Genomic DNA, 24542 nt, shown 5'->3' with positions numbered 1-24542 from the left:
CCAAACAAACCACACTTCACAGAATAAGCGGTGAAAAGCATACAAGTATTTTCTTTATCTCATGCCAATACACACACTTTTTCACAACAGACAATCTCTAAGGTCGCTACCCAATTGAACATATGGAAATTACTCAATGAGTATAAATATACGGGACTATAGTTCACTTTCAACACGCCCTCCCCCTCTACAATACGCTTAATCATTGCTCTTTTTAAAAATATCTACACCAACAGTATTCACACTAAGCAAATATAGGCTGCCTTTAAACTCTGCCAGACAAGGTGAGCCTTTTAATCTCAGCCCATGGATAGCTTGGGGTTCAGACCAGTCTGAGTTGGGGTTGGGGTAACTGGAGATTAAACAAGCATTGGTTGGAGCGTGAGTGGTTGCACAATAAAGTTTTCCGTGTGACGCACAAAGCGACGGCGAGCCTACCGCCAAATAGGTAAAATCCACTTCGAGCTGGAGAGGGAGAGAACCATTGGGCATAGGCATAATGCACGCTCCCTCTGCGGACACATCGTTAAAAGCCACACAAGCCGTACCTTTAAAAGCAGCCACCGCTACACCACTTTGTGGTCGGTCTGGATTAAAATAAGCAAGATTCATCGAATGCCACTCCTTACCATCATTATTATAAGAAGCGCTTAACGGTCCTTCCTCTTGAAAAATCAAGGTCAATTCCAAACCCCGTACATCCGTCACCGCCACTCCCGGCCCGATCACGCTATTCGCCTCAACACTGTGAGGCCCATTCCACGCAATGCCATCATACGTTGAGCACCACATTGCCATGTCCGTGCGAACATAAATACAATAGAGTAAGTCATTATAAACAGCCACTGCTGGCCGGAGTTCGCTCATACTCGCGATTTCAGGACCGTCTACCACTTTTATGACCCGGTTTTTATCGGACTTCCCAGTGAACTGAGTATGAGCCAATACATTTCCGTTTTCGGTCCGCCTGACATAAAAAATTTGCAAACTGCCATTAAATTCCACGGCCGCCACGGGACTCACTACCGCCCCATCTCTCACATAATCGATGAAGGGCCAATTCAACTCGGCTTTCTGCAGCTCTTCGGGCAACTCGGATTCTTCAGGTTCCGGTAGATCAAACATTTTAACCTCCCCTTATTTTTGATTGCATACCTGTTACTTCGTACCGTTCGATGATGCCCTTCACCATTTCTTAAAGTGAGTCATCCGCCTAAAAAGATGAGCCACTTATTTTGCCTTTCGAAATCAAATGTAGCGGGAATGACAAGAGCCGTCAGCTGTGAAAAGTGACAGTTTTTAATACGCATTAGCGATAAGCAGGTATATGCGATACAACTCATCGAATAAACAGCGGCTAGCATACAAGTAGTTTTTTGTTTACATCACTCAAATAAAAAAGCCCACATCTACGATGCAGGCTTTAAGTCAGCGGACAGTTACAGTGTGGACATTTGCATTATCGCCTCAGCAAGCGCACCCATCCTTCACTCATAAGCATAGGTATCTACACACCTTTGCCTCAACGTTTAAATCCAAGCGGATAGGGCTGTTGTGGCGAGCGGGCTTGCCCCGCGCTGGGCTGCGAAGCAGCCCCAGTAAGCCGAATGCGGTGTGTCAGATACTTCGTAGCGGCTGGTTTTGGGGCTGCTTCGCAGCCCAGCGCGGGGCAAGCCCGCTCGCCACAGGGAAGTTCGTCAGTTTTTGAAAGTTGTGTAGATGCCTATGCTCATAAGCATAGGTATCTACACAACTTTGCCTCAACGCTTAAATCCAAGCAGATTGAGCTGCTGTGGCGAGCGGACTTGCCGGGGGAATACCCTCAGTGATGGCGTTTGGCGAGCAAGGCGTCAGGCAGGTGCGGACCAATAAAACCTGCGCCGTCGATGATTGATACAAAGCCTTCAGCCATGGCGATAGAACCTATCCAACAAGACCGGGAGTGCGGCCCGCCACGCGCGCGGCTTGATGCCGAAGGTGTGGAGGATTTTCTTGCAGGCCAGCACCGCATGTTGCGGTTCATCGGCGGCGTCCGGCCGGGCGGCGTGAGCCTGGGGCGTGGGGGACTCGACCGCCAGCGCATGAAAATTGCGCGCCTCGCTGAGGATCGCCTGACCCAGCGCCACTGGCGTGGTCGCTTCTTGCCCGGCGTAGTGATAGGTGCCCCACAGCGGCGCCGCGCAATCGAGCTGCTTGAGTACGGAAATAATCACCCGCGCCGCATCGTCCACTGGCGTCGGATTGCCCCGTCGGTCATCGGCCAGCAACAATTCCTGCAGTGTCTCGGCACGTGCCAGGAAACGCCCGAGCGTGCCGTCGACGCTGTCATCGAGCAGCCAGCCAAAGCGCAACAGCACATGCTGCGGACAGGTGGCGCGTACACTTTGCTCGATCCGCCATAACGCCTGCCCGCGCAAGCCCAGCGGCACCGGTTCGTCTTTTTCGCTGTAGGCCGTGGCACGCGAGCCGTCGAACACCCGATAGCTGGAGGGTTGCAGCAACGTGATGGTGTGATGCTGACACAGCTCGGCCAGCCGTTCGACCGCCAGTTCCTGCGCGGCCAGACGGGCCTCGTTGACTGCCTCCGCCTGAAACCAGTCGAAGTAATAGGCGAGGTTGATCAAGGCGTCGGGACGGGTGTCGTCGAGCAATTGGGTGAGGCTGGCGGCATCCCAGCCGTCCTGGGGCGGACGCGGGGCGAGGAAGCCGATGTCTTCCTCCGCACCGAGGCGAATCAGCGCCTGCCCAAGGGCATTCCCGCCGCCCAGTAACATAAGGCGCATTCGCATAGATTGAGCAGGCCCGGCCTGTTTGGAACGATGGCTATTATCGACAGGCGGATAAGCCGTGCCGTGGGTATTTTCCAGATCGTGGCATTTTGCGGGTTTGTAGCGCAACCGTCACTTATAAAGTGCCTTGGCCCGTGAGTACCCTTTGGGTCCTGCGCTTTGCCGCTGGAGGTGTGCCGTCCGTAGGACCATCGAAACTTTCTCTGGAAAATCATAGTCAGCCTTAAACGGAGGTCATTCGACATATCATCCAGAGGAGCAACCATGGCTGCGATTCCAGAATGGGTGCCTGTCACGCCCAGCGCCGCCATCACGCGCTTTACCGTGTTGACGGTCAACACCCACAAGGGCTTCACCGCCCTGAACCGACGGTTCATCTTGCCGGAGCTGCGCGAAGCGATTCGCAGCGAGGCCGCCGACGTGGTGTTCCTGCAGGAAATCCACGGCACCCACGAGCGGCATCCTCAACGCTACAGCAACTGGCCGAGCATGCCCCAGTATGAATTTCTCGCCGACAGCATCTGGCCGCAATTCGCCTATGGCCGCAATGCGGTATATCCCCACGGCGATCATGGCAACGCGCTGCTGTCGAAATTCCAGATCATCCAGCATGAAAATCTCGACATTTCCCAGAGCGGCCATGAAAGTCGCGGACTGTTGCACTGCGTATTGCGCCTGCCCGGCAGCACCAAAGAGCTGCATGCCATCTGCGTTCACCTGGGGTTACGGGAAGTGCATCGCCAGCAGCAACTGAAGTTGTTGGCCCGGCGCATCAGCGAAATCCCTGACGACGCACCGTTGATTGTCGCCGGCGATTTCAACGACTGGCGCCAGCAGGCCGACCTTAGCCAGAGCGGTCTGCAAGAGGTGTTTGCGCACGCCCATGGCAAGCACGCACGCACGTTCCCGGCGCGGCTGCCGCTGTTGGCGCTGGACCGCATCTATGTGCGCAACCTCAAGGCGCATCGACCGCACGTGCTGACCTCCCGTCCCTGGTCCCATCTGTCCGATCACGCGCCCCTGTCAGTGGAGGTCGAACTATGAACAGTGCCCCCGTGGAAAAGGTCGCGGTGGAGCACATCGCCACCGATCAGCCGCCGCAGGAAGCCAATACCCGTGACCTGGACTACGGCTGGCAGCCTGGCAACCAGATTGAACTGCTGGAAAACGGCGAGGCGTACTTTCCCAAGGTCTTCGATGCGTTGCGCGAGGCGCGCCGGGAGATTCTGCTGGAGACCTTTATTCTGTTCGAGGACAAGGTCGGTCACGAGCTGCAAGGCATTCTGATCGAGGCGGCGCAGCGCGGCGTAAACGTGGTGGTCAGCCTCGACGGCTTTGGTTGCGGCGAGCTGAGCCCGGGCTTTCTGGGTGAACTGGCAGCGGCCGGGGTGTCAGTGCAGATCTTCGATCCAGCCTCCAAGACCCTGGGGGTGCGTACCAACTGGTTCCGCCGCCTGCACCGCAAGATCGTGGTGGTCGATGCCACTGTCGGGTTTATCGGCGGGATCAACTTTTCCGCCGATCACCTGGGGGATTTCGGTCCCGAGGCCAAGCAGGATTACGCGGTGCAGGTGACCGGGCCGGCGGTGGCAGATTTGCACCACTTCGCCTTGGCGCAAAGCGGTCGCCAGGTGCGCACGCGGCGCGGCTGGCGGCGCCGGGGACAACGCCCGTCGCTCTGGGCTCCGGGTGACGGTGATGGCTGGGTACGGCTGATCTACCGCGACAACCTGCTACACCGCTCGGACATCGAAGAAGCTTACCTGCACGCCTTGCGCAAGGCACAACAGCGGGTGGTGATTGCCAACGCCTATTTCTTTCCGGGCTATCGCTTGCTGCGGGAAATCAGAAATGCCGCCCGACGTGGTGTGCACGTACAACTGATCCTGCAAGGCGAACCGGACGTACTACTGGCCAAGCTGGCGGCGCGCATGCTTTACGACTATTTGCTCAAGGAAGGCGTGGTCATCCACGAATACTGCGAGCGGCCGCTGCACGGCAAGGTGGCGCTGGTGGACGATGACTGGAGCACCGTGGGTTCGAGTAATCTCGATCCGCTGAGTCTGTCGTTGAACCTGGAAGCCAATGTGCTGATTCATGACCAAGGCTTCAATCAACAGCTGTATGAACGCCTGGAAGTGTTGAGCAGGAACCATTGCAAGACCATGCCGGAAAACCGCACCCCACGCGGCTGGTTATGGCGGGTCACCGTGGGTTTTATGGTGTTCCATGTGTTGCGTCATTTCCCGGCCTGGATCGGCGGGCTGCCAGCGCATAAACCGCGCTTGAAACCCTTCATCCAACAGCCTCGGAGCCAGGATCATGACCCAAGCCCACGCGGCTGACGGTAGACAACCAGGGTTTTTCGCGCGCTGGAAAAAGCCCCTCACCATCGCTTTTTTCCTGCTGCTGATCGTGCTGTTCACCCTGCTCGCCCGGCGTATCGACTGGAGTGAAGTGCTCGCGACCCTCAGCGACTTCAAACTGCGGACCTTGCTGATCGCGGCCGGGCTGACCCTGTGCAGCTTCCTGGTATATGCATGTTTCGACTTGATCGGTCGCACCTATGTGCGCCAGCCCTTGCGCTGGAAACAGATCCTGCCGGTAGGGTTCATCAGCTACGCGTTCAACCTCAACCTAAGCGCCTGGGTCGGCGGTATCGCCATGCGCTATCGGTTGTATTCACGACTGGGTGTCAGCAACGGCAATATCGCAAAAATCCTTGGCTTGAGCCTGGCCACCAACTGGTTTGGCTACATGACCCTGGCCGGCGCGGTGTTCTGCAGCGGCCTGGTGACACTGCCGCCAGGCTGGAAACTCAGCAGCGGCGCATTGCAAGGGGTCGGCGTTCTGCTGCTACTGGCCAGTTTGAGTTACTTGGCGGCCTGCCGTTTTTCCCAGCGCCGGTCTTGGTCGGTGCGGGGCATCGAGATCAATCTGCCGTCTTTGCGCATGGCGCTGCTGCAACTGGCACTCGGCGCGCTGAATTGGTCGCTGATGGCTGCGGTGATTTTTACCTTGTTGCCGAAAAACCTCGAGTATCCGGTGGTGCTGGGCGTGTTGTTGATCAGCAGCATCGCCGGGGTGGTGACGCATATTCCTGCGGGGCTTGGCGTGTTGGAGGCGGTGTTTATCGCGCTGCTGCAACACGAAGCATCACGCGGCAGTCTGCTGGCCGGCTTGATTGCCTATCGGGCGATCTATTTTATCTTGCCGCTGCTGGTGGCGCTGGTGATGTACCTCGGCGTGGAGGCCAAGGCCAAGGCACTGCGGGTGAAAAAGACACCCTCTTGATCAACCCTGGGATTGGATAATGCTCAAGCGCTCGCCCACCACCATTTCGGTCACCCAGCTCACCAGGATCGAGGTGTAGGCCTGCTGGGACACCGGATCAGTCAATGAATGGTCGGCACCGTCGATGATCCGGTGGGTCAAGGAATGGGTCTGCTGGCAGGCTGCCCGATAACTCATGATGGTGGAATGGGGCACATGATCATCGGTTTCCGATTCGACGATCAGCACATCACCGGTAAACGCCGCACACGCGTGTAACGCGCGGTTGGTTTGCGCGTTTACCAGGGTACTGCGGTAATCGAGCAAATCGACTTTATCCAGGTCGCGCTTGGGTGTATGCCATTTCTCGTCGCGGTACAGCGCCGGCACTCGCAGCGCCAGCCAGCGTACCGGGCGCAACGAGGTGAGGATCGCCGACAGATAGCCGCCGTAACTGGTGCCCACCACCGCCACCGCCGAGGTGTCGATGGCCGGATGTGCCAGCAATCGATCGTAGGCCGCCAGCAGGTCGCGCAGATTGTCCTCACGGGTAACCCGCGACAGCGGAATGCCATTGTCGGCATGCCCGCGCAAGTCGAAGGTCAGGCACACGCAACCCAGCCCGGCGATGCCTTTGGCGCGCTCCAGGTCGCGCTCCTGGCTGCCGCCCCAGCCGTGCACAAACAACACGCCCGGCACCTTGGATTTGGGGCTGAGGAAGGTGCCGTTCATCTGCTCGTCGTCGATTTCGATAGTGATGGTTTCGCTTCTAGCCGTCATAGGATTTGACCGTTACATATTTGAGAAGGAAGTCACTGCTGTCTGCCGGTCCTCGATAAACCTCAATGGCACCGGTGGGCAAGGCCTGCTCGACATAGGTTTCCACGGATGACACGCGAACCGCCTTCAGCCCGGGGTTGTCGATGAAGCTTTGCAGCGCCGCGACTTCCGCGCCGCTGGCGCCGCCCATGCGCCAGGATTGCTCCAGCACACCACTGCGGCGTTGACCTTCAGCATCCAGGCCCTGGGCAATGTCGTAGTTGCGTCGGGACGCATAAAAACCAGGATAGGCCTCATCTGCCGCGTTATCGAATGTCTGGGCCTGATTGATGGCCAAGCGCACATCATCCGGCAGCTCAAGGGCGAGCAGATCTTCGTAGTAACCCTGAACCACCAGCAGCTCAGAACCGCCATAGACGGCTTCGCCCTGCCCGTCCTCGGTCAGGAACTGTTCACCGCAATAACTGAAGACATGACCGCCGATAAAACTCTGGCCGACGCTGTGGGTCACCACTTCTTGCAAGTCCTGCTCCAGCACCACGCCTTCGCTGAACAGCTGCGCGGCATCGGGACGAGCGAGTATGGCCTCGAATTCGTCGAGGCTACGCACCACTTCCTGACCGCGCCCGGCGCAGGCATGCACCGGTTTCAGACGCATCGGGCCGCCATATAGCACGTGCGTGGCCGCATCGAGCGCATCCTGCAGGGCAAACACGCTCAGGCCGTCCAGCACCACCCCACGCACGCGCTCGGAAAACAACGGCGACCAGCCCTCGGGCGCAATCGCGTCGCTACTGCGCAGGCCGTGGCTGATAGCCTTGGTGCAGATGAAATCGTGATCGACATACCCGCCCCACAGGTCTTCCGGCCCCTTCACGCCGAGGGACAACGCCTGCGCCGGTCCCACAAGGGTCTGGGTCGGCAATAAATACACCTCCAGATGGGCATGTTGCTCGGCGCTATAGCTGCCGCCGAACTCAAGCCCGAGCGTGCGCGCCAGCCAACGGGCGAGCTGGAGGTTGGTATTCACTTCATGGAGCGGCGCCGTCGGACAAACCGAATGGGCGACGACGAGGTTTTTGCGCTGATTGGAGTTCATGCAGCCCCCTTGGCGATCCAGCCAGGTATGTAGGCTTTGAGTTGCAGGGATCAGGCCAAGCCGCAGGCGGACCGAGGAAGCCGACGCAAATCAAACAGATGCGAGGCGCGTGATAGCACTTGGCCCGTTTGCTTATGCACGATGCGCCAGCCGTGACGCGGTAATTTGCACGATCCAGGCATTGCTCGATAATCGAGCGCTCCTGAGCCATCGTCAGTTTGCCTCCCTGCTATTGTCGGTGTGGCCAATCCCAAAACCATGCGCCAGCCACGATACTGAACGCATCAACCCATCACGAGGCAACCTTTATGACCAAGCAAGCACTCATCCTAATCGATATCCAGAAGGACTACTTCCCCCAGGGCAAATGGCCGCTTGACGGGGTGGAAGCGGCTGCAGATAAGGCACAGCGACTACTCAAAGCATTTCGCCAGGCCGGCGATGCGGTGATCCATGTGCGTCATGAGTTCACATCGCAAGATGCGCCTTTCTTCACGCCGGGCTCGGAAGGCGCACATCTGCATCCCAAAGTGTTGAACGAACACCACGAGCCGGTGGTACTCAAACACTTCGTGAATGCGTTTCGCGAGACCCACCTGCGCGAACTGCTGGAACAACGCAGCATCACCGATCTGGTGGTAGTCGGCAGCATGAGCCACATGTGCATCGATGGGGTCGTGCGGGCAGCGGCAGACCTGGGCTACAAGGTCACGGTGATCCACGATGCCTGCGCCACGCGCGACCTGGAGTTCAACGGCGTGACCATCCCGGCAGCCCAGGTGCATGGCGCTTATATGGCCTCATTGGCGTTTGGTTATGCGAGCGTAGTAGCGGCAGATGAATTTCTGACGACTCAAGTGGCAATCTGACCGCCACTTGAGCGCCTGAGACGTTAGCGTGTGGCGATGATGAACAGCCGCGGAAAAGCCAGTAATACGCTGCCATCCTCCAAGGCCGGATAGGCCTCGGTGATCCGCGCCAGATAGGTGTCGAGGAATGCGCTTTTCTCGGCATCGTCCAGTGGCGCCAGGAATGGGCGCAATGCCGAAGCCTTGAACCACTCCACCACCGCGCCATGGTCACTGAGCGGATGATGATAGGTGGTGCGCCATACGTCGACGGTGTCACAGCACCGGCCAAGTAGCTCGAAGTAGTAGCTCGCGGTGTGGCGCTCGTTGTGCTTGACCGTACCGATCTTGCCCGCCCAACGGACGTCTGCCGCCACTTCACGCGCCACTGCGTGGGCGGGCTCATTGAGGTTGTCCGGGGTTTGCACGGCCAATACGCCTCCAGGCGCCAGTTGCTCGGCCAGATGCGGATACAGCGTGGCGTGGTCCGGCAGCCATTGCAGCGAAGCATTGGCGAGGATCACATCGACTTTTTGCGCTGGATTCCAGGTGCCGATGTCGGCCAGTTCGAAGTGGAGCGCGGGCAACCTTTCGCGTGCGCTGACCAGCATGTCTTCGGAGCTGTCGAGGCCGGTCACGGTCGCATTGGGGAAGCGCTGCGCCAGGATTTCAGTGGAGTTACCGGGGCCACAGCCCAGGTCGACTGCGGCGCGCACAGCCATTTCCGGGATCGCCGCAACCAGATCCCGCACGGGTCGGGTACGCTGTTGTTCGAACATCGAATACTGCTTGGCGGACCAGGTCATCGGTGGATTCCTTCTTCGCTGCGGGTTAGCGGCACAGCCTAGATCTAATGACGCGTCAGGACAAACTTCAGGGCTGAGGCGCTACGGATAAAGTCGGCATGCGTGATGGCGCGTACGACAAGCATATCCAAAACATATCAATCTGACACTTTCTATATATTTTCAATCTGACGACCAAATCGTTAGCCTGCGCTAGCCGGGCGCGCCTCCCTGTCGCCGCCCAGCCACACAACTCTAAAAACAAGCAGCAGCCAACGGGAAACAACAATGAATAAATCCCCTATTGCCCTGGGCCTCACGTCGGCCACCCTGGGTTTGACCCTGGCGTTCCCCTCTTTCGCGGAGGCGGATTTTTTCAAGGACAGCAAGGCTGACCTGGAACTTCGAAACTTCTACTTCAACAGCGACTATCACCAGGATGGCGCCAGGCAATCCAAGCGCGATGAATGGGCCCAAGGCATGATCCTGAACTATCAGTCGGGGTTTACCGAGGGGCTGGTGGGCTTCGGTATCGATGCCAGTGGGTTGCTGGGGTTGAAGCTCGACTCCGGTCCCGACCGGCAGAACAGTGGCCTGTTGCCGGTAGGCGATGAAAAGGCTCCAGACAGCTACAGTCGCCTGGGCGCGGCGGCCAAGGTGCGCATTTCCAAGTCAGTGTTGAAAGTCGGCACCCTGGAGCCAAGACTGCCCATTGCCCTGTCAAACGACAGCCGCCTGCTGCCCCAGACCTTTCGCGGTACTCAGTTGAGCAGTCAGGACATCGACGGCCTGACCTTCAACGCCGGACGCCTGACGAGCAACACCCTGCGCAACGTCAGCGGCCATGACGACCTCGAAGTCGCCGGCAAAGGCATCAAGGGGGCGACGCCCAGCGACAAATTCGACTTCGCCAGCGCCAGCTACAAGTGGACGAAACACCTCACCACCGGATACCACTATGCCGGCCTCGAGAATAACTACAAGCAACACATCTTCAACCTGTTGCACACCCTGCCCCTGGGCAAGTCGCAGTCATTCAAGACCGACCTGCGCTACGCCGACTCCAATAAGGCGGGCAACACTAACGTCGACAACCAAGCCTTCGGCGCCCGGTTCACTTACAGCATTCAGGGCCACTCGTTCGGCGCTGCCTACCAGCGCATGAAAGGGGCTACCGGGTTTCCACACTTGGATGGCACCGACTCCTACCTGGTCAACTACGTGATGGTCTCGGCGGACTTCGCCAGTCCGGAAGAGCGCTCCTGGCAAGCGCGCTATGACTATGACTTCGCGGCCATCGGCTGGCCCGGGCTGACCTTCATGACGCGCTACGTCAAGGGCGATAACTTCGAGCGTTCCCGTGGCGTGGAAGGCACCGAGTGGGAACGCGACACCGACATCGGCTATGTATTTCAGAGCGGTACGCTGAAGAATCTCGGCGTGAAATGGCGCAACGCAACCTACCGAAGCAACGGCTCAGGCAACGACGTTGACCAGAACCGCTTCATCGTCAGCTACACCTTGCCCCTGTTGTAATTTTTTCGGAGCCTTGCCGTGAATACCAAAAAAACCTTGATCCACCTCGCCGTCGTCGTCGCGCTGCTCAGCAGCTACGGCGCCTATGCCGCCGACACTGGCCAACTGCCGTGCAACACCACTGAACAATGCGCGGCCCAGGCGGCGAAAATCGGTGCCACGCCGGACGCGTCGCAAACGCAGCGCAAGACCAAGGGTGACCCCACCCAAACTCAGTTCGCCTGGCTCAACCGCATCAACAAAGCCTCGATTGTGATGCTGACCGAAGAGCGCATCGTCACGCCCCAGATGGGCCGCAAGATCGCCGGCGGCGTGCGCTACGCCATTGACCAGGCCGACCAGCCTGGCGGCAAGCGCCCCAGCGATGTGCTGCAACTGGAAAAGATCATGACCGACAAGATCGGTCCCGAAGGCTCGCTGATTCACTCAGGCCGCAGTCGCCAGGACATGCTCGCCACCTACCGCCTGGCCAACCTGCGAACTCAAGTGCTGGCCTACAGTGGCGCCTTGAATGCCACTCGCCAGCGCATCCTGGCTCTCGCGGAAAAGAACGTCGACACCCTGGTACCGGCCTACACCAACGGTGTGCAGGCCATGCCCATCAGCTATGCCCATTATTTGCTGGCGTTTGAAGCGGCGTTTGAGCGCGATGGCCAGCGCATCCGCGAACTCTATGCCCGCCTTAACCTGAGCCCCATGGGCACGGCAGTCCTGGCAAATTCTGCTTACCCGTTGAACCGCGAGCGCCTGGCCCTGTTACTGGGCTTCGATGGCGTAAGGGAGAACTCACTGGACTCCAGCCAGGTCTCCACCTATGACATTCCGATCGAGGCCGCCAACCTCGCGGCATCCTCAGCGATTCGCGTCGGAGCGATGATTGGCGATATCCATACTCAATATCACCAGATCCGTCCGTGGTTGCTACTGGATGAACAGTCCACCTACACCAGCAGCGCGATGCCGCAAAAACGTAACCCTGGATTGCTGATGCGTACCCGTGAAGCGGCCTCGAATGTGGTGAGCCAGGCACAAGGCGTGACGCTGCGTGCCCATAACGTCACCACGGGAATGACCGATTACAAGTTCGCCTTCGACTCGCTGGGACTGTTCCGCTCCACCGCCTCCATGTTCAAGAACCTGGATGCGGTGCTGGACGCCTTGCAGGTCAACCCGCAGCGGGCGCTAGAGGAACTGGAGTCGGAGTGGACCACGTCCATGGAGCTGGCCGACACTTTGGAGCGTCAATACAAGGTGCCGTTCCGAATTGGCCACAGCTTCGCGTCGCTGATCGTGACAGAAGCACGCAGCAACGGCAGCACACCGAAAACCTTCGCCTACGCGGATGCGCAGAAGCTGTATCGCCAGGCCGCGGACAAATACAAATGGGCGCCCAACACGCTGCCACTGGATGAGGCTGCCTTTCGCGCAGCGCTGTCCCCCACCACCATGGTCAAGACTCGCAAGGGCACGGGAGGACCGCAGCCCGAAGAGGTCAAGCGCATGCTGGTTGAGGCCCGCAAATCCCTGGACAGCGACCAGCAGTGGCTGGCCGAGCGTCGGGTGAAGCTGATGAAAGCCGAAGGTGATCTGGATAAGGCGTTCGATAAGCTGGCCAATCAACAGGATTAACATGCGATCAGTCCGTGGGACGGGGCTTGCTCCTTCCCACTGTTGAGCCGCTGGAGCGCTGAAAGATGAAGCACCTTCAGGTCGCCAACTCGCGGCGCAATACCTCACGGTCCACCGCTCCCTGCCATCTGCAAATCGCCAGGCACGCCACGCAATTGCCCAGCACATTGGTCAACGAGCGACACTTCATCAGTCGCTCCACGCCCAACAACAAGCCGACCCCTTCCACCGGCACCAGTTGCAGGATGTTCAAGGTGGCGATCAACGTAAACAAGGCGGAACCGGCCACACTGGTCGAGCCCAGTGACGTGAACAAACAGACCAGCAACACCGCCAGCAGCTCCGGCACGCCAATTTCCACACCTGCCAGATGCGCCAGGAACATGAACGCCGTGGTCAGGTAAATATTGCTGCCGGACAAATTGAAGGTATAGCCGGTGGTCAGTACCAATCGAACCAACTTTCGCTCACAGCCCAATGCCTCAAGTTTCCCGACAAACCCCGGAAGTGCCGCAACCGAAGAACCGGTAAACACCACCAACAGCAACTCTTCTTTCAAATATATAATCAACCGGGATAATCGAACACCTACCCACTTAGTAATCACCGCCAATACACCCACAATAAAAACCGCGCTGGCCAGGTAAATAACCAGAATAAATTTCAGCAACGGCAATATCGATTCCGGGCCATATTTCCCCACCACAAACGCCATGGCGCCAAAGGCTGCCAGCGGTGCGAACTTCAAGATAATCCGCAACAGGCGAAACAGCCCTTGTACGGCAACTTCCATATAACCGAGACAACGATTGCCGACAGCGCCCCCGCGACCGATCAGCAACCCGCAGAGCAGGGCCAGGAACATCACTTGCAAGACCAGGCTTTGGGAAAAAACCTTGTAGACGCTGGACAAAACAGATGTCATCGACAGTTCATGCAGGCTTTCACCGAGGACTGCCGGCGCCGCTAAATGGCCTGAGAGCAGCGATTGATCCAGCTCGAACAACAGCCCCGCCGCCATGCCCAGCGCCAGCGCGGCGAGGGACATCAGTTGAAAATACACCACGACCCTGGTCACCATGTGGCGATGTTTTTGCTCACGCCTGATGCCGGAAACCCCTGTGCATACCAATACAAACAAGAGAAACGGCATCACTACCCCCACCAACTTGATGAAGGCATCACTGAGCGGTTTCATATCGATAGCCAAGGCCGGGTAAATCCAGCCCAGCATCATGCCCAGCACAATGGCAATCACGATGGGCAATGTTCCGTGCCTGGCAGATAGAGAGTTCATTCAGGCTCCGTGGCACTTTTTAATTATTGTTATTGTGGTGACAAGCCACTTTCGGCATATTGCTCGCCAACGGTCGATTCAAGCTCCGAATAATAAAGTCTTGGCACGGGATATACCACCATGGAACTTCGCCATTTACGCTATTTCATCATGGTGGCCGAAGAACGCCATTTCACCCGCGCCGCCGCCCGCCTGAACATGCAACAGCCGCCTCTCAGCCAACAGGTTCGCGCGCTGGAGCAAGAACTGGGATTCGACCTGTTCAAGCGTCACGCCAAAGGCGTCGACCTGACGGCTGGTGGCCTGGTGTTCCTCGAAGAAGCCCGAACCCTCCTCGCCCGTCTTGAACAGGGTTGCCGCAAGGCCTACCGAGTTGCCCACGGCATCGAAGGGACCTTGATGATCGGCTTCACCAGCTCCACCGCCGCGCATCCGCTGATACCGAAAATCATCCGGGCCTACCGCGAACGGTACCCCGGGGTGGAGCTCTCTCTCAATGAAGGGAGTGCGCGGGAAGTGACCGAGGACACCCTCGAAAAACGCATCGACATCGGCATTCTCCGCGCCCCGGTAAGCGGAGCCCAGGACTTGACCTACCACCCTCTGCTCAGCGAAGAAATGTTGCTCACCCTGCCCATCGGACATCCATTGTTCAAAGGGACCGACGTCAGGATCAGCATCCATGATCTCAAGCATGAACGCCTCATTCTGGTGCGCCGTCCCGGCGCGCCAGGCATGTATGCCAGTCTGATTGAGGCTTGCCGGAACGCAGGCTTTGAGCCGACGATCGCCTTTGAGGTCGAACGCATGCTGACCAACGTCAGCCTGGTAGCGGCTGGCGAAGGGATCTCGGTGGTACCGGCGTCGATGCGCGGTGTACATAGCGAAAGCGTGGTGTATTGCCGAATCAGCGACGCTCAACCGGAACTGGTGGCACCGATCAACCTTGTGCGACGCACGTTCAATCCGTCGACACCGTTGCAGAACTTCATAGACCTGGCGCAGGAGCTGGCACAGGTTTAACGCAAGCGCCAAGACCGACCGCCGTGATGTTTCAGGCAGAAAAAAGCCCAGCGTCCTTGGGGACGCTGGGCTTTTTTAGCAAATCGGTGGTAGCTGTTTCTTAGAACGGAATATCGTCATCAAAGCTGTCGAAATCCTGAGCCGGTTGCGGTGCTGCCTGCTGTGGCGCTGGACGCGACTCACGCTGTGGCTGCTGGCTTGGCTGCGGACGGGACTGCTGTGGACGCGGCGCCGAGTTGGACATGCCACCCTGGCCTTGTTGGTCGCCTTGTGGACGGCCGCCCAGCAGTTGCATGGTGCCTTGCATGTCGACCACGATTTCAGTGGTGTAACGCTTGATGCCGTCTTTTTCCCACTCGCGGGTTTGCAATTTGCCTTCGATGTAGACCTGCGAACCTTTGCGCAGGTATTCACCGGCGATCTCTGCAACCTTGCCGAACATCGACACACGGTGCCATTCGGTTTTCTCGACCTTCTGGCCGGTTTGCTTGTCGGTCCACTGTTCGCTGGTCGCCAGACTCAGGTTGGTCACGGCGTTACCGTTAGGCAAGTAGCGAACTTCGGGATCCTGGCCGCATGTACCGACCAATATGACTTTGTTAACCCCACGGGCCATAACGTTCTCCTAGGCTGGGCGCGCTGTCGGCACTGGGTTGACCAACTGCTCGAGCGTCGCGCGATCCAATAATTCGGTGTCCAATTTGATGTAAATCGCAGCTTCTTCTGCGACCACTACTGCATCCGTCACTCCGACGACGGCCTTCAGGCGCTCGACCAGGCCGACTTCGCGGATCGCTTCAGGCGATAACGGCAAGCGCAGGCTCGTCACATACGGAGGTTCGCGCATGGTAACAGCAAAGGCCAGCCAGAGGGCAGCCAGACCTGCGCATCCCAAGAACACAACCGACAAACCGCCATGCTGAAACATCCAGCCGCCCAGGATGCCGCCCAATGCAGAACCGAGGAACTGGCTGGTGGAGTAAACCCCCATCGCCGTGCCCTTGCCGCCGGCCGGTGAAACTTTGCTGATCAGCGACGGCAACGAAGCCTCAAGCAGGTTGAACGCGGTGAAAAACACCACCGTGCCGATTACCAGTGCGCGCAGGCTGTCGCCGAACTGCCAGAAGAATAGCTCAGTGAGCATCAATGTCGCGACGGCGCCCTGCAGAACTCGTTTCATTTTGCGTTTCTTCTCGCCATAGATGATGAACGGGATCATGGCGAAGAACGAAATCAGCAGCGCGGTGAGATACACCCACCAGTGCTGCTCCTTGGGCAGCCCGGCTTTTTCCACCAGGGCCAGGGGCAATGCGACGAAGCTGCACATCAGCATCGCGTGTAATACGAAGATACCCAAATCCAGACGCAGCAGGTCAGGATGCTGGAGGGTCGGCAATAAATCCTTCCGTGCGACGCCGGACTCACGGTGCTGGAGCGTCCCGGTGGAACGCGGGACCATCCAGGCAACGATCACGATACCGAACAATGCCAGGCCGCCCGTGACCAGGAACAGCCCGTGCAGGCCGAAGGCACGTGTCAGCAACGGGCCAACCACCATGGCCACGGCAAACGACAGGCCGATGGTCATGCCGATCATGGCCATGGCCTTGGTGCGATGCTGTTCGCGGGTCAGGTCGGACAGCAGCGCCATGACCGCCGCGGAAATCGCCCCGGCACCTTGCAGGATACGTCCGGCAATCACGCCCCATATCGAGTCGGACTGAGCCGCAAGCACGCTGCCCAGGGCAAAGACGATCAGCCCCAGGTAAATCACTGGCCGCCGACCGATGCGGTCGGAAACAATCCCGAACGGAATCTGGAAAATCGCCTGGGTCAGGCCATAGGCACCAATGGCCAGGCCGATCAATGCGGGGGTCGCTCCTGCGAGATCCATCCCATAGGTCGCCAGCACCGGCAACACCATAAACATGCCAAGCATACGGAACGCGAACACTAGGGCCAGACCACTTGCCGCTCGGGTCTCGCCGCTACTCATGCGTTCGCTGTGGGGATCGTGCATGGAAAAACCTCGTGTGAACCGGCGGCGATTCTACCAGTCCCATCGATTGAGAGGGTATATGCGGCGCTTTGCCGCGCAGGTTTCATGTAAGGCTGCACCCGGCACTTTGACAGTGTATATTCATCCAGTCTTTAGCCGTATACTCCCGCATTATTTAAGCCCGCCGTGCGAGGCCATCTTGGACAAGATCCTGATTCGTGGGGCTAGAACCCACAACCTGAAGAACATCGACCTGACCCTGCCCCGGGACAAACTGATCGTCATCACCGGCCTGTCGGGGTCCGGCAAGTCGTCCCTGGCTTTCGATACCCTGTATGCCGAAGGCCAGCGCCGCTACGTGGAGTCGCTGTCGGCCTACGCCCGGCAGTTTCTGTCGATGATGGAAAAACCTGACGTCGACACCATCGAGGGCCTGTCGCCGGCGATTTCCATCGAACAGAAATCCACATCGCACAACCCTCGCTCCACTGTCGGCACCATCACCGAGATCTACGACTACCTGCGTCTGCTGTACGCCCGCGTCGGTATTCCGCGCTGCCCGGATCACGATATCCCGCTGGAAGCCCAGACCGTCAGCCAGATGGTCGACCTGGTGCTGACGCAGCCGGAAGGCGCCAAACTGATGCTGCTGGCGCCGGTGATTCGCGAGCGCAAGGGCGAACACCTGTCGGTCTTTGAAGAACTGCGGGCACAAGGTTTTGTGCGGGCGCGGATCAACGGCAAGCTGTACGAGCTGGACGAAGCACCGAAGCTGGATAAGCAGAAGAAGCATTCCATCGACGTGGTGGTCGACCGCTTCAAGGTGCGTGCAGATCTGCAACAACGCCTGGCGGAGTCGTTCGAGACCGCGCTGAAACTGGCGGACGGTATCGCCCTGGTGGCGCCGATGGACGACGAGCCCGGCGAAGAAACCATCTTTTCCGCACGCTTCGCCTGCCCGATTTGTGGGCATGCTATCAGCGAGCTTGAACCCAAACTGTTCTCCTTCAATAACCCGGCTGGTGCCTGCCCGACCTGCGACGGCCTGGGGGTCAAGCAGTTCTTCGATATCAAGCGCTTGGTCAATGGTGAGTTGACCCTGGCCGAAGGGGCGATACGTGGCTGGGACAGGCGTAACGTCTACTATTTCCAGATGCTCGGTTCCCTGGCCTCGCACTATAAGTTCAGCCTGGAGGTGCCCTTCAAGGAGCTTCCGGCGGAGCAGCAAAAAGTTATCCTGCAGGGCAGCGGTTCGCAGAACGTCGACTTCAAATACTTGAACGATCGCGGCGATATCGTCAAACGCTCGCACCCGTTCGAAGGCATCGTGCCGAACCTGGAACGGCGCTACCGCGAAACCGAATCGGCCAGCGTCCGTGAAGAACTGGCCAAGTTCCTCAGCACCCAACCTTGCCCGGATTGCCGAGGCACTCGCCTGCGTCGTGAGGCGCGGCATGTGTGGGTCGGTGAAAAGACCCTGCCGGCGGTGACCAACCTGCCGATCGGTGATGCGTGCGAGTACTTTGGCGTACTCAAGCTGACGGGACGCCGGGGGGAGATTGCCGACAAGATCCTCAAGGAAATCCGCGAGCGTTTGCAGTTCCTGGTCAATGTCGGCCTGGACTATCTTTCGCTGGACCGCAGCGCAGATACCTTGTCCGGCGGCGAGGCCCAGCGGATTCGCCTGGCCAGCCAGATCGGCGCCGGCCTGGTGGGCGTGCTCTACATTCTCGACGAGCCGTCCATTGGCTTGCACCAACGGGACAATGATCGCCTGCTGGGCACGTTGAAACATCTACGCGACATCGGCAACACGGTGATCGTGGTCGAGCACGATGAAGACGCGATTCGCCTGGCCGACTATGTGGTCGACATCGGCCCGGGCGCGGGTGTGCATGGCGGCAATATTGTTGCAGAGGGCACCCCGGCCGAGGTCATGGCCCATCCCGACTCGCTGACCGGCAAGTATTTGTCCGGCCGGGTGAAGATTGCGGTGCCAGCCAAGCGCACCCCACGCAACAAGAAGCTGACACTGCAGCTCAAGGGCGCACGCGGCAACAATCTGCGCAATGTCGACCTGGAGATCCCGCTCGGCCTGCTGACCTGTGTTACCGGCGTGTCCGGCTCGGGTAAATCGACACTGATCAACAACACGCTGTACCCGTTGAGCGCCACCGCGCTGAACGGCGCGACCACACTGGAGGCCGCCGCTCACGACAGCATCAAGGGCCTGGAACACCTGGACAAGGTGGTCGATATCGACCAGAGCCCGATTGGACGGACGCCGCGCTCCAACCCGGCGACTTACACCGGCCTGTTCACGCCGATTCGCGAGTTGTTCGCCGGCGTGCCGGAGTCGCGCTCCCGCGGTTACGGGCCGGGACGTTTTTCGTTCAACGTCAAGGGTGGGCGCTGTGAGGCCTGCCAGGGCGATGGCCTGATCAAAGTGGAGATGCACTTTCTGCCGGACATCTATGTGCCGTGCGATGTGTGCAAGAGCAAGCGCTACAACCGTGAAACCCTGGAGATCAAGTACAAAGGCAAGAACATCCACGAAACCCTCGAAATGACCATCGAGGAAGCCCGGGTGTTTTTTGATGCGGTTCCGGCACTCGCGCGCAAGCTGCAGACACTGATGGACGTCGGCCTGTCCTACATCAAGCTCGGGCAATCGGCGACCACGCTGTCGGGCGGTGAAGCGCAGCGCGTGAAGTTGTCTCGCGAGCTGTCCAAGCGTGACACCGGCAAGACCCTGTACATTCTTGACGAACCAACCACCGGCCTGCACTTCGCGGACATTCAGCAATTGCTGGACGTGCTGCACCGCTTACGCGACCACGGCAACACCGTGGTTGTGATCGAACACAACCTGGACGTGATCAAGACCGCCGACTGGTTGGTCGACCTCGGGCCGGAAGGCGGTTCCAAGGGTGGCCAGATCATTGCGGTGGGTACGCCGGAGCAAGTTGCCGAAATGCCACAATCGCATACCGGTTATTACCTGAAACCCCTGTTGGAGCGCGACAGGGCCTGATTCGTCAGCCCCATGAAAAAGCCCCTGTCACTTTCTCGGCGACAGGGGCTTTTTTGTAGCTGATGGAATCAGAATTGCGATTGCAGGTAATTCTCGAGGCCGACCAGCTTGATCAGACCCAACTGCTTTTCCAGCCAGTAGGTGTGGTCTTCTTCGGTGTCGTTGAGCTGGACCCGCAGGATTTCCCGGGTGACGTAGTCATTGTGTTGCTCGCACAACTCAATGCCCTTGCACAGGGCGGCGCGGACTTTGTATTCCAGGCGCAGGTCAGCGGCCAACATCTCCGGTACGGTGCTACCGGTATCCAGGTCGTCAGGACGCATGCGCGGCGTGCCTTCGAGCATCAGGATACGGCGCATCAGTGCGTCGGCGTGTTGCGCCTCTTCTTCCATTTCGTGGTTGATGCGCTCGTAGAGCTCGGTAAAGCCCCAGTCTTCGCACATCCGCGAGTGAATGAAATATTGGTCACGAGCTGCCAGTTCGCCCGTCAGCAACGTGTTGAGGTAATCGATTACGTCGGGGTGACCTTGCATCGCCCTAAATCTCCCTGCTTGAAAGTCTGTAGTTTGAACCATGACGACTTGCAGGTCACGGGACGAACGGCAGAAAAGTGAAGATTTTCAGAGAAAAGTAGCCGAAATAACGCAAAAACAGCCCAAATGAGGGCGGTTCTGCTTATCACTTAGAGTTAGTTAAGCGATACACCCAGCGCCTTTGCGATTCCTTCTCCATAAGCGCGATCGGCCTTGAGAAAGTGTTGCAATTGACGCTGAACCACATCGCTGGAAACGCCGTCCATCGCGCCGGCGATATTGTTGATCAACAGCGTTCTCTGCTCATCACTCATCAGGCGAAACAGCGCTCCGGCATGGCTGTAGTAGTCGGTATCCTCGCGATGATCGTAACGATCAGCCGCCCCGCTAAGTGCCAAGGCTGGCTCGGCATATTGTGCAGCCTGCTTCGGAGCATCGGCGTAGCTGTTTGGCTCGTAATTCGGAGCTGCACCGCCGTTGCCGCCAAATGCCATGGAACCATCGCGCTGGTAGCTGTTGACCGGACTGCGCGGCGCATTCACCGGCAGTTGCTGGTGATTGGTACCCACACGGTAACGGTGAGCATCCGCGTAAGCGAACACACGGCCTTGCAGCATGCGGTCCGGTGACAGGCCGACACCTGGAACCATGTTGCTCGGACCGAATGCCGCCTGCTCTACTTCAGCGAAGTAATTCAGCGGGTTGCGGTTCAATTCCAACTCGCCGACTTCGATCAGTGGAAACTCTTTTTGTGACCAGGTCTTGGTCACATCGAACGGGTTTTCGTAATGTGCATTGGCCTGAGCCTCGCTCATGATCTGGATGCAAACACTCCATTTCGGGAAATCACCCCGTTCGATCGCACCAAACAGATCACGCTGCGCGTAATCCGGATCCGTACCCGCCAGGCGCGCCGCGTCTGCCGGCGTCAGGTTCTTGATACCTTGCTGAGTCTTGTAGTGCCACTTTACCCAGTGACGCTCGCCATTGGCGTTGATCAAGCTGTAAGTGTGACTGCCAAAGCCGTGCATATGACGGTAGCCGTCCGGAATACCACGATCCGAAAACAGAATGGTGACCTGGTGCAGCGCCTCAGGGGAGTGCGACCAGAAATCCCACATCATCTGCGCGCTTTTCAGATTGCTTTGAGGAAGGCGTTTTTGGGTGTGGATAAAATCCGGAAATTTCAGCGGATCACGGATAAAGAACACCGGGGTGTTGTTGCCTACGATGTCCCAGTTACCTTCTTCGGTGTAGAACTTCAACGCAAAGCCACGCGGATCCCGCTCAGTGTCGGCCGAACCGCGCTCGCCACCCACGGTGGAGAAACGCAGGAAGGTCGGAGTCTGTTTGCCAACGGACTCGAAGAGCTTGGCGCTGGTGTATTGAGTGATATCCCGGGTGACAGTGAATGTACCGTAGGCGCCCGAACCTTTGGCGTGCACACGACGCTCTGGGATATTTTCACGATTGAAGTGAGCGAGCTTCTCGATCAGGTGAAAATCGTCGAGCAGCAACAGGCCACGCGGGCCAGCGGAACGGGAATTCTGGTTATCCGCAACGGGAGCACCGCTGGCGGTAGTAAGGACTTTATTCTGGCTCATGCTCAATTTTCCTTAGGTCGGACTTAGAACTGCCGGCTAATCGGCTTGGAGGGAGTATTGATCATCAATATGAAGACTACCAATTCATTAACCCGTAGGCATCAATAGAAAATAACTACCACGACTCCCAACGTCCATAGTGCCAATCACCACCGCTGGAAACTTGTACAAAACGCGCTTTTATCACGCGCACAAAAAACCGGGCGCTAGGCCCGGTTCTTCGTTGCAGACTGTCGTCTTACTCGGCGGATACAGCTTCGCCGGCAGTAGCACGATCAACCAACTCGACGTACGCCATAGGCGCGTTGTCGCCAGCGCGGAAACCGCACTTGAGGATGCGCAGGTAGCCACCCTCACGGGTAGCGTAACGCTTGCCCAGGTCGTTGAAGAGCTTACCAACGATAGCTTTCGAGCGAGTACGGTCGAAAGCCAGACGGCGGTTAGCCAGGCTGTCTGTCTTGGCCAAAGTGATCAGCGGCTCAGCAACGCGACGCAGTTCTTTAGCTTTCGGCAGTGTAGTTTTGATCAGCTCGTGCTCGAACAGCGACACCGCCATGTTCTGGAACATGGCCTTGCGGTGCGAGCTGGTACGGCTCAGGTGACGACCACTTTTACGATGACGCATGGTTCATTCCTTACCAAACTCACGTTCGGTGATTACGACGATCAGGCAGTCGCCTTGTCGTCCTTCTTAAGACTTGCAGGCGGCCAGTTGTCGAGGCGCATGCCGAGGGACAGACCGCGGGAGGCCAGAACGTCCTTGATTTCAGTCAAGGATTTCTTGCCCAGGTTCGGAGTCTTCAACAGTTCTACTTCGGTACGCTGAATCAGGTCGCCGATGTAGCAAATGTTTTCCGCCTTAAGGCAGTTAGCCGAACGTACAGTCAGTTCCAGATCGTCAACCGGGCGAAGCAGGATCGGATCGATCTCGTCTTCCTGCTCGATTACCACTGGTTCGCTGTCACCCTTGAGGTCGACGAACGCAGCCAACTGCTGTTGCAGAATGGTTGCAGCGCGGCGAATAGCCTCTTCAGGATCCAGAGTACCGTTGGTTTCCAGATCAATAACCAGCTTGTCCAGGTTAGTACGCTGTTCGACACGGGCGTTTTCCACCACGTATGCGATACGGCGAACCGGGCTGAACGAAGAGTCAAGCTGCAAGCGACCAATGCTGCGGCTTTCGTCTTCATCGCTCTGACGCGAATCGGCCGGTTCATAACCACGACCACGAGCTACGGTGAGCTTCATGTTCAGGACGCCGTTAGACGCCAGGTTAGCGATTACGTGATCGGGGTTAACGATCTCGACATCATGATCCAGCTGAATATCGGCAGCGGTAACCACCCCCGAACCCTTCTTCGACAAGGTCAGCGTAACTTCGTCACGGCCGTGTAGCTTGATAGCCAGACCTTTAAGGTTCAACAGGATTTCAATTACGTCTTCCTGTACACCTTCGATGGCGCTGTACTCGTGGAGCACACCGTCAATCTCGGCCTCGACTACTGCACAGCCGGGCATTGAGGACAACAGGATGCGGCGCAGCGCGTTGCCCAGGGTGTGGCCAAAACCACGCTCGAGAGGCTCGAGAGTGATCTTGGCGCGGGTTGGACTGACAACCTGCACATCAATGTGGCGGGGTGTCAGGAACTCATTTACCGAAATCTGCATGGATGCACCTATTTTCTAGCCCTTACTTGGAGTAGAGCTCGACAATCAGGCTTTCGTTGATGTCGGCGGACAGATCACTGCGAGCAGGAACGTTCTTGAAAACGCCCGACTTCTTCTCAGTGTCTACTTCTACCCATTCTACGCGGCCACGTTGGGCACACAGATCGAGAGCTTGGACAATGCGAAGTTGATTTTTTGCTTTCTCGCGAACAGCAACCACGTCACCAGCACGAACCTGGTAGGACGGAACGTTTACGGTCTGACCGTTAACGCTGATCGACTTGTGCGATACCAGCTGACGGGATTCGGCACGAGTAGAACCAAAGCCCATACGGTATACAACGTTGTCCAGACGGCATTCGAGCAGTTGCAGCAGGTTTTCACCGGTTGCACCTTTCTTGCCAGCAGCTGCCTTGTAGTAGCCGCTGAATTGACGCTCGAGAACGCCGTAGATACGACGGACCTTCTGCTTTTCACGCAGTTGGGTGCCGTAATCGGACTGGCGACCGCGGCGTTGGCCGTGGATACCAGGTGCTGCTTCAATGTTGCACTTCGATTCGATCGCGCGCACGCCGCTCTTCAGGAAGAGATCGGTGCCTTCGCGACGAGCGAGTTTGCATTTTGGACCAATGTAACGAGCCATTC

The 24542-nt window shown here is 58.0% G+C and carries 21 protein-coding genes; 8 read left to right on the top strand and 13 right to left on the bottom strand.

Annotation, left to right across the window (positions count from 1 at the left end; translation table 11 throughout):
* Positions 1-198 precede the first annotated feature (198 nt).
* Both BLU75_RS26180 and BLU75_RS26175 read right to left on the bottom strand, forming a co-directional pair.
* Positions 199-1125, bottom strand: a complete 927-nt coding sequence (locus BLU75_RS26180) for a hypothetical protein (protein WP_084379747.1) — start codon at positions 1123-1125, stop codon at positions 199-201.
* A 779-nt stretch (positions 1126-1904) separates the two neighbouring features.
* A complete protein-coding gene (locus tag BLU75_RS26175; protein WP_084379746.1) occupies positions 1905-2789 on the bottom strand; it encodes a sugar nucleotide-binding protein in 885 nt (294 codons plus the stop codon).
* A gap of 264 nt (positions 2790-3053) precedes the next feature.
* Between BLU75_RS26175 and BLU75_RS26170 the strand changes: the two genes are divergently transcribed.
* Genes BLU75_RS26170 through BLU75_RS26160 form a run of 3 tightly spaced genes read left to right on the top strand, consistent with a single transcriptional unit; the run spans position 3054 to position 6083 of the window.
* Positions 3054-3833 carry an endonuclease/exonuclease/phosphatase family protein gene (locus BLU75_RS26170; RefSeq protein WP_084379745.1) on the top strand — a complete coding sequence of 260 codons (780 nt, stop codon included), beginning with the start codon at positions 3054-3056 and terminating at the stop codon, positions 3831-3833.
* Positions 3830-5134 carry a cardiolipin synthase ClsB gene (gene clsB / locus BLU75_RS26165; protein WP_084379744.1) on the top strand — a complete coding sequence of 435 codons (1305 nt, stop codon included), beginning with the start codon at positions 3830-3832 and terminating at the stop codon, positions 5132-5134. The genes BLU75_RS26170 and clsB overlap by 4 nt, the downstream gene beginning before the upstream one ends.
* On the top strand, positions 5112-6083 hold the full coding sequence (locus BLU75_RS26160) for a lysylphosphatidylglycerol synthase domain-containing protein (protein ID WP_084379743.1): 972 nt from the start codon (positions 5112-5114) through the stop codon (positions 6081-6083). The genes clsB and BLU75_RS26160 overlap by 23 nt, the downstream gene beginning before the upstream one ends.
* Here the strand turns inward: BLU75_RS26160 and BLU75_RS26155 are convergent, their stop codons facing one another.
* Both BLU75_RS26155 and BLU75_RS26150 read right to left on the bottom strand, forming a co-directional pair.
* A complete protein-coding gene (locus BLU75_RS26155; RefSeq protein WP_084379742.1) occupies positions 6084-6842 on the bottom strand; it encodes an alpha/beta hydrolase family protein in 759 nt (252 codons plus the stop codon). It lies immediately after the preceding gene.
* Positions 6832-7941 carry a DUF3182 family protein gene (locus BLU75_RS26150; RefSeq protein WP_084379741.1) on the bottom strand — a complete coding sequence of 370 codons (1110 nt, stop codon included), beginning with the start codon at positions 7939-7941 and terminating at the stop codon, positions 6832-6834. The genes BLU75_RS26155 and BLU75_RS26150 overlap by 11 nt, the downstream gene beginning before the upstream one ends.
* A 308-nt stretch (positions 7942-8249) precedes the next feature.
* Here BLU75_RS26150 and BLU75_RS26145 point away from each other — a divergent pair, with 308 nt between their 5' ends.
* Positions 8250-8810: a cysteine hydrolase family protein gene (locus BLU75_RS26145; RefSeq protein WP_084379740.1), complete on the top strand. Its 561-nt coding sequence runs from the start codon at positions 8250-8252 to the stop codon at positions 8808-8810.
* A 23-nt stretch (positions 8811-8833) separates the two neighbouring features.
* On the opposite strand, the gene tam is transcribed toward BLU75_RS26145, so the two are convergent.
* The gene (tam, locus tag BLU75_RS26140) at positions 8834-9595 is read right to left on the bottom strand and encodes a trans-aconitate 2-methyltransferase (RefSeq protein ID WP_084379739.1); all 762 of its coding nucleotides are present in this window, start codon (positions 9593-9595) and stop codon (positions 8834-8836) included.
* 267 nt (positions 9596-9862) lie between these two features.
* Here tam and BLU75_RS26135 point away from each other — a divergent pair, with 267 nt between their 5' ends.
* The gene (locus tag BLU75_RS26135; RefSeq protein ID WP_084379738.1) at positions 9863-11110 is read left to right on the top strand and encodes an OprD family porin; all 1248 of its coding nucleotides are present in this window, start codon (positions 9863-9865) and stop codon (positions 11108-11110) included.
* A gap of 18 nt (positions 11111-11128) precedes the next feature.
* Positions 11129-12739 (top strand): argininosuccinate lyase, encoded by a 1611-nt coding sequence (locus BLU75_RS26130; protein WP_084379737.1) that lies wholly within the window; start codon positions 11129-11131, stop codon positions 12737-12739.
* A 76-nt stretch (positions 12740-12815) separates the two neighbouring features.
* Here BLU75_RS26130 and BLU75_RS26125 read toward each other — a convergent pair whose 3' ends face one another.
* Entirely contained in the window at positions 12816-14036 is a 1221-nt protein-coding gene (locus tag BLU75_RS26125; protein WP_084379736.1) for a cation:dicarboxylate symporter family transporter, read from the bottom strand.
* Positions 14037-14156: 120 nt separating this feature from the next.
* Here BLU75_RS26125 and BLU75_RS26120 point away from each other — a divergent pair, with 120 nt between their 5' ends.
* On the top strand, positions 14157-15059 hold the full coding sequence (locus BLU75_RS26120; RefSeq protein WP_084379735.1) for a LysR substrate-binding domain-containing protein: 903 nt from the start codon (positions 14157-14159) through the stop codon (positions 15057-15059).
* Positions 15060-15159: 100 nt separating this feature from the next.
* On the opposite strand, the gene BLU75_RS26115 is transcribed toward BLU75_RS26120, so the two are convergent.
* Both BLU75_RS26115 and BLU75_RS26110 read right to left on the bottom strand, forming a co-directional pair.
* Positions 15160-15675, bottom strand: coding sequence for a single-stranded DNA-binding protein (locus BLU75_RS26115; protein WP_020302451.1), 516 nt, complete (start codon positions 15673-15675; stop codon positions 15160-15162).
* Between the two features lie 9 nt (positions 15676-15684).
* Entirely contained in the window at positions 15685-17079 is a 1395-nt protein-coding gene (locus BLU75_RS26110; RefSeq protein ID WP_084379734.1) for an MFS transporter, read from the bottom strand.
* Positions 17080-17257: 178 nt separating this feature from the next.
* On the opposite strand from BLU75_RS26110, the gene uvrA reads away from it, so the two are divergent.
* Complete coding sequence (gene uvrA, locus BLU75_RS26105; RefSeq protein ID WP_084379733.1) at positions 17258-20092, top strand: excinuclease ABC subunit UvrA; 2835 nt, start codon at positions 17258-17260, stop codon at positions 20090-20092.
* A gap of 68 nt (positions 20093-20160) precedes the next feature.
* Here the strand turns inward: uvrA and bfr are convergent, their stop codons facing one another.
* The 5 genes from bfr to rpsD all read right to left on the bottom strand — a co-directional run bounded on the left by bfr (position 20161) and on the right by rpsD (position 24540).
* The gene (gene bfr / locus BLU75_RS26100; protein ID WP_084379732.1) at positions 20161-20625 is read right to left on the bottom strand and encodes a bacterioferritin; all 465 of its coding nucleotides are present in this window, start codon (positions 20623-20625) and stop codon (positions 20161-20163) included.
* Between the two features lie 155 nt (positions 20626-20780).
* Positions 20781-22229 carry a catalase gene (locus tag BLU75_RS26095; RefSeq protein ID WP_084379731.1) on the bottom strand — a complete coding sequence of 483 codons (1449 nt, stop codon included), beginning with the start codon at positions 22227-22229 and terminating at the stop codon, positions 20781-20783.
* A gap of 238 nt (positions 22230-22467) precedes the next feature.
* Positions 22468-22854 (bottom strand): 50S ribosomal protein L17, encoded by a 387-nt coding sequence (gene rplQ / locus BLU75_RS26090; RefSeq protein WP_003176402.1) that lies wholly within the window; start codon positions 22852-22854, stop codon positions 22468-22470.
* A gap of 41 nt (positions 22855-22895) precedes the next feature.
* Positions 22896-23897, bottom strand: coding sequence for a DNA-directed RNA polymerase subunit alpha (locus tag BLU75_RS26085; RefSeq protein WP_090221592.1), 1002 nt, complete (start codon positions 23895-23897; stop codon positions 22896-22898).
* A 22-nt stretch (positions 23898-23919) separates the two neighbouring features.
* The gene (rpsD, locus tag BLU75_RS26080; protein ID WP_084379730.1) at positions 23920-24540 is read right to left on the bottom strand and encodes a 30S ribosomal protein S4; all 621 of its coding nucleotides are present in this window, start codon (positions 24538-24540) and stop codon (positions 23920-23922) included.
* Positions 24541-24542: the final 2 nt, after the last annotated feature.

This window comes from Pseudomonas mucidolens (genome assembly GCF_900106045.1).
Classification (GTDB): Bacteria; Pseudomonadota; Gammaproteobacteria; order Pseudomonadales; family Pseudomonadaceae; genus Aquipseudomonas; species Aquipseudomonas mucidolens.
Note: the sequence above shows the minus strand (reverse complement) of the source record. Positions and strands in the feature narration are given on the sequence as shown.

What these genes read in the sequence shown, in the direction of transcription:
- BLU75_RS26180 (WP_084379747.1), bottom strand. Translation starts at nt 1,125, where the DNA reads ATGTTTGATCTACCGGAACCTGAAGAATCCGAGTTGCCCGAAGAGCTG.
- BLU75_RS26175 (WP_084379746.1), bottom strand. Translation starts at nt 2,789, where the DNA reads ATGCGAATGCGCCTTATGTTACTGGGCGGCGGGAATGCCCTTGGGCAG.
- BLU75_RS26170 (WP_084379745.1), top strand. Translation starts at nt 3,054, where the DNA reads ATGGCTGCGATTCCAGAATGGGTGCCTGTCACGCCCAGCGCCGCCATC.
- clsB (WP_084379744.1), top strand. Translation starts at nt 3,830, where the DNA reads ATGAACAGTGCCCCCGTGGAAAAGGTCGCGGTGGAGCACATCGCCACC.
- BLU75_RS26160 (WP_084379743.1), top strand. Translation starts at nt 5,112, where the DNA reads ATGACCCAAGCCCACGCGGCTGACGGTAGACAACCAGGGTTTTTCGCG.
- BLU75_RS26155 (WP_084379742.1), bottom strand. Translation starts at nt 6,842, where the DNA reads ATGACGGCTAGAAGCGAAACCATCACTATCGAAATCGACGACGAGCAG.
- BLU75_RS26150 (WP_084379741.1), bottom strand. Translation starts at nt 7,941, where the DNA reads ATGAACTCCAATCAGCGCAAAAACCTCGTCGTCGCCCATTCGGTTTGT.
- BLU75_RS26145 (WP_084379740.1), top strand. Translation starts at nt 8,250, where the DNA reads ATGACCAAGCAAGCACTCATCCTAATCGATATCCAGAAGGACTACTTC.
- tam (WP_084379739.1), bottom strand. Translation starts at nt 9,595, where the DNA reads ATGACCTGGTCCGCCAAGCAGTATTCGATGTTCGAACAACAGCGTACC.
- BLU75_RS26135 (WP_084379738.1), top strand. Translation starts at nt 9,863, where the DNA reads ATGAATAAATCCCCTATTGCCCTGGGCCTCACGTCGGCCACCCTGGGT.
- BLU75_RS26125 (WP_084379736.1), bottom strand. Translation starts at nt 14,036, where the DNA reads ATGAACTCTCTATCTGCCAGGCACGGAACATTGCCCATCGTGATTGCC.
- BLU75_RS26120 (WP_084379735.1), top strand. Translation starts at nt 14,157, where the DNA reads ATGGAACTTCGCCATTTACGCTATTTCATCATGGTGGCCGAAGAACGC.
- BLU75_RS26115 (WP_020302451.1), bottom strand. Translation starts at nt 15,675, where the DNA reads ATGGCCCGTGGGGTTAACAAAGTCATATTGGTCGGTACATGCGGCCAG.
- BLU75_RS26110 (WP_084379734.1), bottom strand. Translation starts at nt 17,079, where the DNA reads ATGCACGATCCCCACAGCGAACGCATGAGTAGCGGCGAGACCCGAGCG.
- bfr (WP_084379732.1), bottom strand. Translation starts at nt 20,625, where the DNA reads ATGCAAGGTCACCCCGACGTAATCGATTACCTCAACACGTTGCTGACG.
- BLU75_RS26095 (WP_084379731.1), bottom strand. Translation starts at nt 22,229, where the DNA reads ATGAGCCAGAATAAAGTCCTTACTACCGCCAGCGGTGCTCCCGTTGCG.
- rplQ (WP_003176402.1), bottom strand. Translation starts at nt 22,854, where the DNA reads ATGCGTCATCGTAAAAGTGGTCGTCACCTGAGCCGTACCAGCTCGCAC.
- BLU75_RS26085 (WP_090221592.1), bottom strand. Translation starts at nt 23,897, where the DNA reads ATGCAGATTTCGGTAAATGAGTTCCTGACACCCCGCCACATTGATGTG.
- rpsD (WP_084379730.1), bottom strand. Translation starts at nt 24,540, where the DNA reads ATGGCTCGTTACATTGGTCCAAAATGCAAACTCGCTCGTCGCGAAGGC.